The organism is Sphingomonas sp. GW821-FHT02B09 (genome assembly GCF_059421875.1).
Map to the genome: position 1 here is coordinate 1013790 of NZ_JBWKVV010000002.1, position 15498 is coordinate 1029287.

Annotated in this window: 13 protein-coding genes and 1 tRNA gene; 9 read left to right on the forward strand and 5 right to left on the reverse strand. The window is 65.3% G+C overall.

Annotated features, from left to right (window positions below):
• Positions 1-25: 25 nt before the first annotated feature.
• Positions 26-412 (reverse strand): DUF4174 domain-containing protein, encoded by a 387-nt coding sequence (locus AC07U4_RS12740; protein ID WP_495195616.1) that lies wholly within the window; start codon positions 410-412, stop codon positions 26-28.
• Between the two features lie 35 nt (positions 413-447).
• Positions 448-1938, reverse strand: a complete 1491-nt coding sequence (gene pgi, locus AC07U4_RS12745; protein WP_495195617.1) for a glucose-6-phosphate isomerase — start codon at positions 1936-1938, stop codon at positions 448-450.
• 123 nt (positions 1939-2061) lie between these two features.
• Between pgi and lepB the strand changes: the two genes are divergently transcribed.
• The 4 genes from lepB to era all read left to right on the forward strand — a co-directional run bounded on the left by lepB (position 2062) and on the right by era (position 5264).
• Entirely contained in the window at positions 2062-2901 is an 840-nt protein-coding gene (lepB, locus tag AC07U4_RS12750) for a signal peptidase I (protein ID WP_495195618.1), read from the forward strand.
• Entirely contained in the window at positions 2898-3566 is a 669-nt protein-coding gene (rnc, locus tag AC07U4_RS12755) for a ribonuclease III (protein ID WP_137899826.1), read from the forward strand. Before lepB ends, rnc begins: the two co-directional genes overlap by 4 nt.
• A 295-nt stretch (positions 3567-3861) precedes the next feature.
• Positions 3862-4368 carry a GIY-YIG nuclease family protein gene (locus tag AC07U4_RS12760; protein ID WP_495195619.1) on the forward strand — a complete coding sequence of 169 codons (507 nt, stop codon included), beginning with the start codon at positions 3862-3864 and terminating at the stop codon, positions 4366-4368.
• Complete coding sequence (gene era / locus AC07U4_RS12765) at positions 4365-5264, forward strand: GTPase Era (RefSeq protein ID WP_495195620.1); 900 nt, start codon at positions 4365-4367, stop codon at positions 5262-5264. The genes AC07U4_RS12760 and era overlap by 4 nt, the downstream gene beginning before the upstream one ends.
• A 386-nt stretch (positions 5265-5650) precedes the next feature.
• Here era and AC07U4_RS12770 read toward each other — a convergent pair whose 3' ends face one another.
• Positions 5651-6352: an NAD-dependent deacylase gene (locus tag AC07U4_RS12770; RefSeq protein ID WP_495195621.1), complete on the reverse strand. Its 702-nt coding sequence runs from the start codon at positions 6350-6352 to the stop codon at positions 5651-5653.
• A gap of 201 nt (positions 6353-6553) precedes the next feature.
• Here AC07U4_RS12770 and dapB point away from each other — a divergent pair, with 201 nt between their 5' ends.
• The 3 genes from dapB to AC07U4_RS12785 all read left to right on the forward strand — a co-directional run bounded on the left by dapB (position 6554) and on the right by AC07U4_RS12785 (position 8054).
• Positions 6554-7282, forward strand: coding sequence for a 4-hydroxy-tetrahydrodipicolinate reductase (gene dapB, locus AC07U4_RS12775; protein WP_495179217.1), 729 nt, complete (start codon positions 6554-6556; stop codon positions 7280-7282).
• Positions 7279-7932 (forward strand): endonuclease III, encoded by a 654-nt coding sequence (nth, locus tag AC07U4_RS12780; RefSeq protein ID WP_495195622.1) that lies wholly within the window; start codon positions 7279-7281, stop codon positions 7930-7932. Before dapB ends, nth begins: the two co-directional genes overlap by 4 nt.
• Positions 7933-7977: 45 nt before the next feature.
• Positions 7978-8054 (forward strand) — tRNA-Arg (locus tag AC07U4_RS12785).
• 173 nt (positions 8055-8227) lie between these two features.
• Here AC07U4_RS12785 and AC07U4_RS12790 read toward each other — a convergent pair.
• Positions 8228-9235, reverse strand: a complete 1008-nt coding sequence (locus AC07U4_RS12790; protein ID WP_495195623.1) for a hypothetical protein — start codon at positions 9233-9235, stop codon at positions 8228-8230.
• 31 nt (positions 9236-9266) lie between these two features.
• Complete coding sequence (locus AC07U4_RS12795; RefSeq protein WP_495195624.1) at positions 9267-10136, reverse strand: ferritin-like domain-containing protein; 870 nt, start codon at positions 10134-10136, stop codon at positions 9267-9269.
• Between the two features lie 308 nt (positions 10137-10444).
• On the opposite strand from AC07U4_RS12795, the gene AC07U4_RS12800 reads away from it, so the two are divergent.
• On the forward strand, positions 10445-13315 hold the full coding sequence (locus tag AC07U4_RS12800) for a TonB-dependent receptor (protein ID WP_495195625.1): 2871 nt from the start codon (positions 10445-10447) through the stop codon (positions 13313-13315).
• 169 nt (positions 13316-13484) lie between these two features.
• Positions 13485-15467, forward strand: a complete 1983-nt coding sequence (locus AC07U4_RS12805) for a S9 family peptidase (RefSeq protein WP_495195626.1) — start codon at positions 13485-13487, stop codon at positions 15465-15467.
• Positions 15468-15498 lie beyond the last annotated feature (31 nt).

Consider the following 15498-nt stretch of genomic DNA (forward strand, 5'->3'; position numbering starts at 1 on the left):
GAGGGCGCGCCCTTACTCCGCAACGCTACCGCTCCCCGGCGCGCCGCATCGGCATCGCGTCGATCGTCTCCGCCAGCACGTCAGCCGCGATCGGCTTGGTCGCGCGCAGTTTCTCGCCGCCGTCCTTGCCGATCAGGATCGCCACGAACCGGCCCGCCGGCAGCCGATAGCGTTTGCGCAACCCCGCCGCGCCGTCGTCCGCGCCGCTCACCCGATCGCCGACGATCGTCACCACCGCCAGATCGCGCTCGCGTGCCGCGGCATCCCAGCCGGCGAGCGCCCGCCGCTGTCCCGCCAGTCCCGCGTCATCCGCGCGCGGCGCCGACAGCAGCAACACCCGTCGCTCCCAGCGCATCGCGGCGACGGTGGCGGGAACGGGCGCGAGCGCCGCGGCGAGCAGGAGCGGGATCATCGCGCCTCAACGCACGACGATCCCGAATGCTTCGATCACTCCAGTCCGGCGCGCCGGATCAGATCCTCGGTCGAGGGATCGAACGACTGGCCGCCCTGGTCGGCGGCCTTCGCCATCTCCTTGCCCAGCTCGACGCCGAACTGGTCGAACGAATTGATGCCGAGCAGCACCCCGTTCACGAACACGCGATGCTCGTAGAAGGCGATCAGCGCCCCCAGCGTACGCGGATCGAGCACGTCGAGCAGCAAGGTCGACGACGGCCGGTCGCCGCTGTACGAGCGCGCCGGATCCTCGACCTGCTTGCCCTTCATAAGCGCCGCCCCTTGCGCGAAGGCGTTGACCAGCAACTGGCGATGATGGTCCTCGGCGAGCGTGTCGCCCGGCTCGATCACCGCGATGAACTCGACCGGCACCAGATGCGTACCCTGGTGCAGCAGCTGGAACACCGCATGCTGCGCATCGGTGCCGACCCCGCCCCAGGTGATCGCCGCGGTCGGCCGGCCGACCGGCGTCCCGTCGGTCTTCACGCCCTTGCCATTGGACTCCATCTCGAGCTGCTGGAGATAGCTCGGCAGCAGCCGCAGCCGCTCGTCATAGGCGAAGGGCGCGCGCGTCTCGGCGTGGCGCACCTGCGTGTAATAGAGGTCGGCGAAGGCGGCGAGCACCGGCGCATTCTCGTGCAGCGCGGTCAGCCGGAAATGGCGATCCATTTCCGCCGCGCCTTCGAGCAGTTCCTCGAATGCCCCCCAGCCGAGCGCGATCGCCGCCGGAAAGCCGATCGACGACCAGAGCGAATAGCGCCCGCCGACGCCTTCGCCGAACGGCAGGATGCGCGTCTCGTCGACGCCCCATTCCATCGCCTTGTCGGGCGCCGCGGTCAGCGCGATCACCTTGCCATAGGGGTCCTCGACGCCATGCTCCGTCATCCATTGCAGCGCCGATTCGGCGTTGAGCATCGTTTCCTTGGTGGTGAAGGTCTTCGATGCGATGACCAGCAGGGTCGCCGCCGGATCGAAATCCTTGATCGCATCCTCCAGCGCGACGCCGTCGACGTTGGAGACGATCGCGACGTCGTAGCGCGCATCCTCGCGTCCCAGCGCGTCGACCAGCAGATGCGGCCCGAGTGCCGACCCGCCGATGCCAATATGCAGCACGTGGCGGATGTCGCCGAGCGCGCCGCCTTCGATCGCGTCGATCAGCGAGCGCATCCGCTCGTGCAGCTTGCGCGCCAGCGCGACGCTCTCCGCATCGCCTTCGCCGCGCTCGGCGGCATGGAGCACCGGCCGGTCCTCGGTGACGTTGACGTGCTCGCCGCCGAACATCGCGTCGCGCTTGCCGGCGAGGTCCTGCGCCTGCGCCAGCGCGGCGAACGCCTCGACCGCCTGCGTCGTCAGATGCGTCTTCGACCAGTCGAAATGGATTCCGGCCACGTCGAGGCTGAATTTGGACAGCCGCTCGCCGTCCTGATCGAACAGCTCGACCAGCTTGGGGGAGGGGAGGGCTTCGATCGCAGACCAGTCGCTCATGTCTTGTCGTCCTTCGGGGAAGGGAGTTCGTGTCAGTTCCGTATCGATCCTGCGCGGGCGGGCAAGCCCTGTCGGTCGGAACGACTACTCAGGACGCTCGGGGGACGCTAAGGCTCCCTCGCTATGGATCAGACACCGACGCCGGCCCCCGCGGCCACCATCACCACCGTCAAGCCGCCGCGCTCGGAGCTGAACGAGACGCTGCGCTTCCTCGTCAAGCTGGCGATCGCGGTGCTGATCCTCAGGAGCTTCCTGTTCGCGCCCTTCTCGATTCCCTCGGAATCGATGTTGCCGCGGCTGCTGATCGGCGACTATCTGTTCGTCACCAAATGGAATTACGGCTATTCGCGCTGGTCGCTGCCGGGCGGCGTGCCGTTGATCCCGGGACGGATCCTCGGCCGCGAACCGACGCGCGGCGACGTCGTCGTCTTCCGCTCGCCCGAGCCCGACGATCATGACGTCATCAAGCGCGTCATCGGCCTGCCCGGCGACACGATCCAGGTCCGGCGCGGTCAGGTGATCCTCAACGGCAAGCCGATCCCCAAGCAGCGCGTCGCCGACTTCGTGCTCCCGCTCACGCCGAACTTCGACGCGCAGAAATGTGGTTCGCAGTTCCAGGACGTCGATGCCGCCGGCGTACCGATCTGCCGCTACCCGCGCTTCCGCGAGACGCTGCCCAACGGCAAGAGCTACATGGTGCTCGACCAGGCCGACATTCCGCAGGCGGACGATACCGGCCTCTACACCGTGCCCGCCGGCGACGTTTTCCTGATGGGCGACAATCGCGACGACAGCGCCGACAGCCGTTTCCCGGCGCCGATCGGCATGGGCTACATCCCGATGGAGCGGATCGAGGGCAAGGCGGTGGTCACCTTCTTCTCGACCGACGGCAATGCCTCGTGGATCAACCCGGTCAGCTGGTTCACCGCGGCACGCTGGCAGCGGATCGGAGAGGGCTTCTGAGCATCGCGCTGCCCGAATGGCTGACCGAGACCTTCGGTCGCCGCCCTGCCGACATCGCGCCCTATCAACGCGCGCTGACCCACGGCAGCCAGGCGGCGGAGAATTACGAGCGGCTCGAATTTCTTGGCGACCGCGTCCTCGGCCTCGTCATGGCGGAATGGCTGTGGGAGCTGTTTCCGAAGGAGCCCGAGGGACAATTGTCGAAGCGGCTCAACGCGCTGGTCACCGGTACGGTGTGCGCCGACGTGGCGCGCGAGCTGGGCGTGCGCGCGCATCTGCGCCTCGGCAAACAGGCGCGCGACGACGGTGCCTATGAGAGCGACAATATCCTCGGCGACGTGATGGAGGCGCTGATCGGCGCCTGGTATCGCGAGGCCGGCCTCGACGCCGCGCGCGCCTTCGTCCGCAAGGCCTGGGGCAATCGCGTCCAGCACGGCGACAAGGCACCGCAGCATCCCAAATCGGCATTGCAGGAATGGGCGGCGGCGGCCGGCCGGCGCACCCCGGAATATGTCGTCGTCGACCGCTCCGGCCCGCACCATGCGCCGCGCTTCACCGTACAGGTAAAGATCGGCAGCTTCGCGGACGCGACCGCGACCGGCGCGAACAAGCAGATCGCGGAGACGGCTGCGGCGAAGGCGCTGCTGGAGAAGCTCCAGGGGTGAGGCACGTCACGCTCCGCCCCCCGTTCGCCCTGAGCCTGTCGAAGGGCACCTCTCCCCGGGGGCGGGGCAGGGCTATCGCATATGGCTGCGCTGATGAGGCTCGATCGGTTTCCTTGTCAAATTCGTCACCCCGGACTCGTTCCGGGGTCCACCGGGCCGCGGGAGAATGGTTCCGGATCAAGCCTCTCTCCTCGCCGCAGAGTGGACCCCGGAACAAGTCCGGGGTGACGGGGTGGGCTGGGAAGGCGACCGGCTCGCACGAGCGTCCATCTGCGATTGCACTGAGGGGTGGGTAATGGCGTTCTGGGCCTATTTTCTCCTCTGCAACGACGGCAGCTATTACACCGGCCACACCGACAACCTCGACCTGCGCATCGGCCAGCACCAGACCGGTGCGTACGAGGGCTATACGTCGGAACGCCGCCCGGTGACCCTCGTCTGGTCGCAGGATTTCCCCTCGCGTCTCGAAGCACTCGAAGCCGAACGCCGGATCAAGGGCTGGAGCCGCGCCAAGATGGAAGCACTGATCCGCGCCGACTGGGGAGCGCTGAGCCAACTCGCGCGCAACCGCGAGGCGGAACCCAGCCCTTCGACAGGCTCAGGGCAAACGGGTGAGGCGGATGGCCCAGCCATGACCGCCGTTCGCGCTGAGCCTGTCGAAGCGCACCCATCCCCAAACGCATCGCTTGCGAATCCATCCCCCATCAGGGCCGAGCCCGTCGAAGCCCGCCCCTCCACCACCGCAAAATCAGCGGCGCAACCGCCCGCCCCCCAAACCCCCGTACCGGACCAGAACCCATGACCCAGACCCAACATTGCGGCCTCGTCGCCGTGGTCGGCGCGCCCAATGCGGGCAAGTCGACGCTCGTCAATGCGCTCGTCGGCCAGAAGGTGGCGATCGTCAGCCCCAAGGCGCAGACGACGCGCACCAAGCTGCTCGGCGTCGCGATCCAGGACGAGGCGCAGATCCTGCTCGTCGATACCCCGGGCATCTTCGAACCGCAGCGCCGGCTCGACCGCGCGATGGTCGCCGCCGCCTGGACCGGCACCGAGGGCGCCGACCTGATCGCGCTCGTCGTCGACGGCAAGGGCGGCATCGGCGGCAAGGTCGAACGGATCGCCGAGGCGCTGAAAGACCGGCCCGAGCCCAAGATCCTGATCCTCAACAAGGTCGACATCGCCGACAAGCCCCGGCTGCTGCTCCACGCGGAAAAGCTCAACGCGCTGATGCCCTTCGCCGATACGTGGTTCGTCTCGGCGCAGACCGGCGACGGCCTGCCCGAGCTGAAGTCGGCGCTCGCCAAGGCGATGCCGGAAGGTCCGTGGCATTATCCCGAGGATCAGGTCTCCGACGCCACCGAACGCGCGCTCGCCAGCGAAGTGACGCGCGAACAGCTCTATCTCCAGCTTCACGCCGAACTGCCCTATGCCAGTACGGTCGAGACGGAAAAATACAGCGAGCGTGAGGACGGCTCGGTCGAGATCCATCAGCAGATCCTCGTCGAGCGCCCGACGCAACGCGCGATCATCCTCGGCAAGGGCGGCAGCCGCATCAAGGAAATCGGCGCCCGCGCCCGCACCGAATTGGCTAGCATCCTCGGATCGCCGGTCCACCTCTACCTCCACGTCAAGGTCAAGCCCGGCTGGGACGAGGACCGCGACGTCTACCGCGACATCGGCCTCGACTGGGTCGAGTGACCGCAAATCCTCCCCCGCCAGGGGGAGGGGGACCGCCCGGCGTAAGCCGGGTGGTGGAGGGGGAGGACAGGGCGGGAGCTTGGTGACAATACTCCCGCCCTATCCTCCCCCTCCGTCAGCGCTGCGCGCTGCCACCTCCCCCTTGCGGGGGAGGACTATCGCACATGGTTGTGGCGATGAGGTTCGATCGGTTTCCTCATCTAAATCGTCACCCCGGACTCGTTCCGGGGTCCACCGGGCCGCAGGGGAACGGTGTCGAATCAAGCCTTTCTCCACGCCGCAGCGTGGACCCCGGAACAAGTCCAGGGTGACGGTATAAGCTTGGAAGACGACCGGCTCGCCCGAGCGTCCATATGCGATAGCCCCCCCTTGCGGGGAAGGACTGGCTACTGCCCCAGAACCTCCCGCACCCAGTCCGGCACCAGCACCCCCGCCGGCCCCAGCCGCGTCTCGGCGAAGGACCCGCTTCCCGCCGACCGCTCCAGATTGAGCTCCAGCGTCTCCGCGCCATAAGCGTCGGCGAGCTGCACGAACCCCGCCGCCGGATACACCGCGCCCGACGTGCCGATCGACACGAAAAGATCGGCCCGCGCCAACGCCGCCTCGATCCGCTCCATCTGATAGGGCATCTCGCCGAAGAAGACGATGTCGGGGCGCAGCGCCGCCGCCCCGCACGCATCGCACTGCGCGCCCGGCGGCAGCGCCTCGTGCCACGGCCGCCGCGCCCCGCACGCTACGCACAGGGCCGAGGCCAGCTCGCCATGCATGTGCAGCAACCGCCGCGCCCCGGCGCGCTCGTGCAGGTCGTCGACATTCTGCGTCACGATCAGCAGATCGCCCGGCCATGCCGCATCCAGCTCGGCCAGCGCACGATGTGCGGCATTGGGCCCGACCCCGGCGAGCGCCGCCCGCCGCAGATCGTAGAAGCGATGTACCAGCACCGGATCGGCGGCGAGCGCTTCGGGCGTGCACACGTCCTCGACGCGATGCCCCTCCCACAGCCCGCCCGGCCCGCGGAAGGTGGCGATCCCCGATTCGGCGGACACGCCCGCCCCGGTCAGCACGACGATGTTGCGGATGTCGGTCATTCCGTTCCAGATAGGCGCATCGCCCGATCCTGCAACGCGTCCGGCAGCAGAGCCGGTCATGTCCGACAGGTGCGCGGTAAAAGGTAGCGTTAACAACAGCTTGTGCGATAAGCTGTCCTACAGCCCGGCCTTGTGCCAAAAGGCCGGCATGACCCTCGCCCCCTCCGCTATGCGTGACCTTCGTGAAGTTAGGAGCCTCGCATGACCGCGATCGGCATCTATGGCAGCAGCGGCCGCATGGGCCGCGCGATCACCGAGCAGATCGATGCGGCGGGCGCGACGCTTGCCGGCGGCGTCGATGCCGGCGGCGACCCGGCGGTGCTCGCGCGCGTGTCGGACGTGCTGGTCGACTTCTCGACCGCCTCGGCGATCGAAGCGCATCTTGCCGCGGCGCGCGCCGCGCGCACGCCGCTGGTCATCGGCACCACCGGGCTCAGCCAGGCGCAGCATGCCGCGATCGACGCCGCCGCGACCGAGATCGCCGTGCTCCAGACCGGCAACACTTCGCTCGGCGTCACCCTGCTCGCACAAATGGTCCGCGAGGCGGCGGCACGGCTCGGCACCGACTGGGATATCGAGATCGTCGAGAGCCATCATCGTCATAAGGTCGACGCCCCCTCGGGCACGGCGATCCTGCTCGGCGAGGCGGCGGCGGCGGGGCGGGGGACGACGCTGTCCGAATTGCGCGTCGACGGCCGCGCCGGCCTCACCGGTGCGCGCACCGAGGGGACGATCGGCCTGTCGAGCCTGCGCGGCGGCTCGATCATCGGCGATCATACCGTGCTGTTCGCCAGCGAGGGCGAGCGGATCGAGCTGTCGCACCTCGCGCAGGACCGTTCGATCTTCGCCAAGGGCGCGGTGCGCGCGGCGCTGTGGCTCGCCGGCCGGCCCGCCGGCCGCTACCGTATGGGCGACGTGCTCGGCCTGTGAAGAAGGCGGACGTCTTCGAATTCTACCGCCGGCTGGCGGAGGCGAACCCGCATCCCGAGACCGAGCTCGAATCGGGCAATGCCTATCAATTGCTCGTCGCAGTGGTGCTGTCGGCGCAGGCGACCGACGCCGGCGTCAACAAGGCGACGCGCGCCTTGTTCGCCGAGGTGAAGACCCCCGAACAGATGGTCGCGCTCGGCCTCGACGAACTCAAGCGGCACATCCGCACGATCGGCCTGTTCAACACCAAGGCGAAGAACGTCATCGCTTTGTCGGAGGCGCTGGTCGCCGATCATCACAGCGCGGTGCCGAACGATCGCGACGCGCTCGAACGCCTGCCCGGCGTCGGCCGCAAGACCGCCAATGTGGTGATGAACGTCGCCTTCGGTGCCGAGACCTTCGCGGTCGACACGCATATCTTCCGCGTCGGCAATCGTACCGGCCTCGCCCGCGGCAAGACGCCACTCGCGGTCGAGCTGAAGCTGGACAAGGCGACGCCGCAGCCGTTCCGGCTGCACGCGCATCACTGGCTGATCCTGCACGGCCGCTACGTCTGCAAGGCGCGGCGGCCCGAATGCTGGCGCTGCCTCGTCGCCGACCTGTGCGCGTTCAAGCCGAAGACGCCGCCGCCCAAGGCGCTCGCCGCATAAAGCCTCTGGCGCCGCCGCCGCGGCTTTGCTAGGCGCCGTCTTCAGGCACCCGTAGCTCAGCTGGATAGAGCGCTGCCCTCCGAAGGCAGAGGCCACTGGTTCGAATCCAGTCGGGTGCACCATCACTGATCAGCGTTGTTTTCCCCGCTCGGTTCGCGAGTCGGGATCTCCCGAATATCATCCGCCATCGTCGGGCCGACGTATCCTCGCACTGTTGCGATCCATCGAGGACGGACACATGGCAGCATCGACGCGCCGGTTTCCATTCTTTGACGCCAGCCGCTTATCGGAGAGCTCAGCTATTGGCGCCGCTGACCCTGATCGTGCCGTTCAGGCCTGCCGGATAAAAGCCACCGGACGATACGGACAGCGCCGAGGTATAGAGGACGCCAAGCACCTTCTCGGGCGATCGACGGACGGCGACCTTGTTCGTATCGTCCTTGACGTCGATGTTCGGGTCCGTTCGGCTCCCTATGTTCTGGTCCCGGTTCCCCGGGCCATCGAACGGATTGCGCGCACTCGCCATGGTCTTGGCACGGGAGAACAGCGAGACCCGCCCGTTCGACGATTGGCTGGGTTCGGCAGCGGCACGGGTGAAGAGGATATTGCGAAAGGCCGAATCGGTTGCCGCAGTGCCGACGGCCAATGGTGAAAAGGACGTGCGGACGTTGATTGCCATTTGCCATGCCAGTTCGTTCAGACTGCTGGTCAGCACCGCACAGAGCGATACCGCGCCGAGCAGAAAATCGTTCTCCGAGGCGAAGGGATCGTAGAAACTTGTCGGGGGCGTCGATCGCGGCGGCTCCGCGATCGCCTGAAACGCAGTGCCCGCGCCGGTCGCCAGGCTGATCGCCGGACGTGCGGTGACCGCATTGCCCAACAGTCGCCGCAGATAGGCCAGACGCGCGACCGTCGCGGTGGTCGCCTCGCGCACGATCGCGAGCAGCTTCGCATCGGTGAAGCGGACCAGCCGGCCACCCGTCACCTGGCCGAGCGTGCCGCTGCCACCGATCAGCGTGGCCGGCAGCGCCGAGCCGTCCAGCGAAATCTGCAGATAGCTCGCGACCAGATAATGGACCTGCAGGGCGAAGTTGAGCCGGTCGGTATCGGTCACCGTATAGGGCGACGGCACGCTGACGGGCACCGTGGACGAGGCGGTTGGTGCCGGTACGTTGTCCGCCCCGACCACGCCATCCCCGCACCCCGACAGAAGGCCGAGGCCGCCGCCCGCCACCGCGGCACCGCCGAGAAAATGAATGAAGCTGCGGCGCGTTGCAGCCGCGCCTTGCATGTCGGACGTCATGATCGATCCCCCCTGGATGATGATGTTTGCGTCAGTTGGCGGCGCTGCGAACGATGCCGCCGGTGATTCCCTTCGGGTAAAACCCGCCCTGCGTGACCGACGCCGAGGTCATGAAGAGGATGTTGAGCGCCTGTTGCGGTGTCCGCCCGATATACAGGCCGTCCCTGTCGATGACGGTCACCCGGGCCGCGGTCTGGCCGTTCGCCTGCGCGGTGGGTGAGAAGCCGCGATCCGTCGTGCTGGTACCGTCGACACGATCGCGCCACGCGGCGAGTTTATCGAGGATCGTCAAAACCTTTGGCGTGCTGGCGGACAGATCGTACAGCATCGACCGGACCGAGGTGACGTTGCTGGCCGCGGAGGCGCCCATCGAGATCATCACCGCCATCGCCAGTTCGTTCGTCATGCTGCCCAGGATCGGTGCGATCGCCGATGCCTGCACGCTGAGCAGCATCTCCGCCCCGATCAGGCAATTGGCGGGCGACTCATAGGGACTGAACGTCTCGTTCTGCCCGATCGCCCCGGCCAGTCGCAGCATCGCCGTGAACGCTTCCGGACGATAATCGATCTCCGGTTGCGCCACCGAGTCGCCGCGCAGCATGTCGCGGATCGTCAGCGTCTGATACCAATGCGTATTGGCCATTTCGCGGATGCGAGCCAGCAGAATCCGCTCGCTGGCCGACGGGAATTTGACCTGTTGCATGTTGGTCGCGACCACACCGGACTCGCCAAAGATTTCCCCGGCCCGGATCAGCTGGGCGGGTAACTGCTGACCTTCTCCGAATATGACGTAATTCAGATAGTTGGTCACCAGATATTGCAGTTGAAGGGCAAATTGCAACGGAACCATGTCGACCGATGATCTGATCTCGGCCCTCGCACTATCGGCGAGACCCGCCACGATGCCCCCCCCCAGCAATGTCAGCAACGCTCCACGCCGGTGCGGGCCGGCCGGCCCGGACGGTGTCTCGCTACCGCTTTCTATCTGTATCACATCACTCACAATTTTCCCCCTCGATGCTCACAGTATTCGGCATCGCCGCAGGCGATTCAGGCTGTCTGACATGACAACTGACGACATACTTCCCCAGCGGCGATGCTTGCGCGCCCAACTTTATATTGCTTATGCTAAACATCGTATATCGTATGCAGAATAAATGAACTGGATATGAGTCGCCGCCTACCTAAACATCGACTGTGGGGGGTACGGTGTCCAAGAATGGAAGACTTGCGGCCAGCGTTGGTTTGACCGCGATTATGATATCGGCAGCGCCAACGCCTGCGTTCGCTGCGTTGCAATCGGTTCCTGCAAATGACGCGACGCCATCGGGCAAGGCCGGGCCGGATCAAACTGGGGCCAGGACCGCGAAGGTCGTGAAAAAGAAGAAGATCGGCACGAAGGACAAGAAAGGGCACGACAAGGACGAGGCGCAGTCCGCGGATAATGCTCCGCGGATCAGCAACGAATCCGGCCGTCTTGAGGGGGAGATCGTCGTCATGGGCATTCGCGAGAATGTGAAGAGCGCGCGCAGCGTCAAACGGCACGCGCAGCAGATCGTCGACGTCGTAGTGGCCCAGGACATCGGCAAATTGCCGGACAAGAACGTTGCGGAAGCGCTCGCACGGGTGCCCGGTGTCCAGATCGACCGCGCGCGGGGCGAAGGTGGCAAGGTTCTGATCCGCGGCCTCGGTAACGTGATGACGACGGTAAACGGTTCGCCCACCTTTTCCGACGTCGGGCGGACGACCAGTCTCAACGACATATCGTCCGATCTCGTCGCCGGTATCGAAGTGTACAAAACCCGCACACCCGATCAGGTGGAGGGCAGCCAGACAGGCGTCGTCAACCTGACGTTGCGCCGCCCGACCGACTTCAAGGAGGGTGCGACCTATGCGCTGAGCACTCGCTTCGACTATTCGGACCGGATCAAGGAGATAAATCCCTATTACAGCGCCCTGATCGCCTATAACGGCGATACTGCACTTGGCCGCATGGGGTTTTCGGTGAACGGAACCTGGAACCGGGTTGGCTATCACGAAGACAATCGGTTCAATGCGCAACCGGATCTGCTGTCCAGCTTCCGACAGCAGGTTTTTCCGGTGACTATCCCGGCCCGCATCTACGCCCCCAGTGATGTCGGCTTTTCCGGAAACAGCGGCGTATCCAAACGGGCGGCGTTCCAGATTTCATCGCAATGGAAGCCCGACGATCATTGGAACGTGACGCTCGAGGGTGGCTATTCCAACCGGAGGGGTGACGAGACGGATAGCGACTTCACGATCCCGATCAGCTATTCGACGACAAGGAACGCCCCTCCGACGCTGAGCAACGTCGTGCTTGCCGACGATGGTCGCTTGGTAAAATCGGCGACGCTGACCGGGCTCGATCCGATCGGACCCGGGCGCTACTCCTTTATCGAGTCGGTCAACGGGTACAATGCCCGGTTGCAAGTCCAGTACAGCGACGATCAAGCCGAGCTAACTTCCTGGATCAACTATAATAAGGTTCATGTAGAGGCAAACAGCCTGTATCATGCCCTGCGATTCAATCAGCGGCCGCAGATCGATCTCGTGTTCAACGACAAAGACGATCCGCTTGGCGGGGTGAGAATCGACTTCAGGGGCGCGGATCTCCTCGATCCCCAAAACTACCTGTATATCGACAAGTTGAATCAATATCGTATCAATCGCATGAGCTCTGATGTCGAGATCAAATCAGATCTCAAGTTGAACACATTTCTAAATTTCATCGACTATTTAAAAGTCGGCTTTCGTTATAATAAAAGAAGTTTCAGTTCTTATTGGGCGACCCGTCGTTTTGACGGGTTGCGCTTGCCGATCGCACTGCTGCCGGATTACAAGCTCTCGCCATTCGGAGATCATTTCCAACGCGCCAATACCAATTGGTTGATCGGCGATAGTCAGGCTATCCGGACGAGCTTTCCAAGGATTCGTGCGTTGTTGACGCCGATCTATCCGGATTTCGATACGCCTTATCCAAAGAACGATCCTTACTGGCGTATCGCGGGATCGGAAGCCGGCTATGCGGTCTACGGGCAATTCCATTACAATCTTAAACTGTTCGTCCCCGTCGAAGGGATCATCGGCGCCCGTATGGTCAACAGCCTGACGATGCTCAGGGCGCGGCGTCATCTCGAACGGCTCATCATCGACGATCAAGGCTACAATCGGTGGTTGGACACCGATATGGTGTACAATCCGCAAGGGAATGCCCTGGACATTTTGCCGAGCGCCAACGCGATCGCGCACATCACGCCGAAACTACAGCTTCGCCTCGCCTATACCTATGACGTTCAGCGCCCGGAGGTGGGCCTTACCACTCCGGCCTTGAATATACAGATTGGAGCGGGGGCCAACCGTGGGGCGGCCGGGGGGAATCCGAACCTCAAGCCATTTACGACTCAGAAATATGATGCGTCGCTCGAATGGTATTTCGGTACGACCGGAACGGCCAGCCTGGGCGTGTGGCAATGGAATCAGGAGAATCTGATCGCGAACCGGACTTTGCCGGAATATCTGCCCGAGATGCCCGATGTTCCGACGCTGGTCACCCGACCCTATAACGTCAATAGCGGGCGCCATCGCGGCATCGAAGGACAGTTCACCACCTTTTTCACCTTTCTGCCGGGGATCCTGAAGTCCTTCGGCACCTCGATCAACGGTACCTTGGCGATCGCCCGCGTGAGCTGGCTCGACAAAGACAAGGATGACAAGGACATTGTCGTCTTCGGTCCCATCCTTGACGTCTCTAAGTATACGTACAACCTGATCGGATTCTTTGAACGGGGCGGTTTGAACGTCCGGGTCGCATATAACTGGCAGTCGCGACGGCAATGGAGGCTCGATGGCCAGAATCCGTACTTGAACCAGTTCCGCGACCCGATCGAAAGACTGGATGCCGCGATCAACTATGACGTCAACAAACACCTGACGATCGGCCTGGAGGCGTCCAACCTGACCCGCGACGGTATCCGCAGTTACTGGGGATCGTACGACGTCCCTAATGACGTGCGGTATTTTTCCCGCAACTATGCCTTCCCGCTGCGTGCGCGGCTCTGAAATGCCATGCGGCGGCGGCGTGCCGGACCAGCCGCGTATCCCGGACGGTGCGGTCTCGAACGTAAAGGACGTGAAACCGGGTCGGCCGCACCTGTTGCTCGCGATACTGGCCGCAGCGATCGCCGTGGCGCACCCGGCGGTCGCGGGAAAGCCGGCTGCGCCCCGCCGAATGACGGCCACCGACCTGCTGTCCCTGGCAAGCGCGGCGGCGCCGCTGCCGTCCCCCGACGGCAGCACCGTTCTGTACAAGGTCCGTTCGGCCAACTGGGCGCGCAACGGCATGACCACGACGGTCTGGCGTATCGCCGGAACGGGGCCGGCCGAACAGGCGAAGGACCTGCGCGGCGAGATCGCCTGGTCGCCGGACGGGCGCAGCCTGGCGTTCACCGCGAGGCGCGATGGTGACGGGGCCGACCAGATCTATCTCCATGCGCCGGGCGGCGCGCCGCGACGGCTGACCCGGCTGCCGACCGATGCGTCGGCGCTGCAATGGTCGATCGATGGCCGGCGGATCTTCTTCATCGCGAACACTTCGGACGATGCCGAAACCGAAAGCCGGATGAAGGCCGGGGACGACATGTTCCCCTTCGAGATTCCGCGGTATCGCGCGATATTGCAGGCGGTGGAGGTGGCGTCGGGGCGCGTCACGACGATTGCGGGCGGCGACTTCGATGTGCGCGGTTACAGCGCCGGTCGCGGCGACCGGATCGTGTTCGAGCGCGCCGTGTCGAAACTGTCCGACGATCAGCCACGCTCCGAACTCTGGTTGTCCGATCCGGGGGCAGGGGCGCCTTGCCGGCTGACCGGCAACGACTATCGGGAACGGCAGGTGCGCCTGTCCCCCGACGGGCAGACGGTCCTGTTCCTGGCGAATGCGGATCAGGGGCGCTACGCCACGGTCAACACCCGCCTGTTCGTGCTGGACATTGCCGACGGCACGGTCCGCATGCTGGCGGACAATGGCCGCTGGGCGATCCGCAACGCCGAATGGGCGGCGAGCGGCAAGGCGATCTATTTCACCGCGCAGAACGGGGTGCGTACGGGACTCCACGCGGTATCGCTGGCCGGCGGCGTGGTCCGCGACCTGGACATAGGTGATTTCGTGATCTCGTCCCCGCGCGTGTCGCGCGACGGCCGCACGCTGGTCTATCTGCGCGCCTCGGCGAAGGCGCCGGCGGAGGTGGTTCGGCTGGATCCCGTGCGACGCACGCCGCCGTTACAACTTTCTCATCTCAACGACGGGCTGGAGCGCCGCTTCCTGCTGCCGCGGCAGGAGGCGCTGCGCTGGACCGGGCCGGGCGGGCAGGTGCTGGAAGGCCTCGTCACCTATCCTCTCGGCTATGTCGCGGGCCGACGCTATCCGCTGATCGTCCAGAGCCATGGCGGTCCGCGCACCGCCGATCAGTTCGGCATCTTCTCTTATGGGCGCGCGCTGCCGCTGCTGGCGGCGGAGGGCTTCGTTACGCTGAGCGTCAATTATCGCGGCGGCACCGGTTATGGCAATGAGTTCCTGCGAGGGATGAACGGTGGTTATTTCCGGTTCGCCGACCGCGACGTCCTGTCCGGCGTCGACGAGCTCGTCGCTCGCGGCGTCGCCGATCCCGCCCGGCTGGGCGCGATGGGATGGAGCGCGGGGGGGCATATGACCGCCCGGCTCATCACCGTCACCGACCGGTTCAGGGCGGCGGTGGTCGGCGCCGGGGCGGTCGACTGGGCGTCGATGTATCTCGGATCGGACACCCGCTGGGAACGACAGGAATGGTTCGTCACCCCGCCTTACGGCGAGCAGGCGCGGCGCGACCTCTATCTCGCCAACTCACCGCTCACGACGATCGACAAGGTCCGGACCCCCACGCTGATCCTCGCCGGGGCCAACGACCACCGCGTGCCGCCCGCGCAGTCGGTCATGCTCTATCGCGCACTGAAGGAGTCTGGCGTGCCCACGGAATTGTATCTGGCTCCTCGCGAACCCCACGTGTTCGGGGAGCTTCGCCACCGTCTTTTCCAGATCAATGTGACGATGCGCTGGTTGATCAGCCATGTCACCGGCGGCAGCTATGTTGCCGCATCTGCGCCGGTCGTCTCGGGCGCGCCGCCTGAGGCTGCCGGGGAAAACGCGGTGGATGAGTCCGTCGGAGATCGGGGGGGATGACCTTTCGTCCGTGCCGCTTCCGACGAAGCGG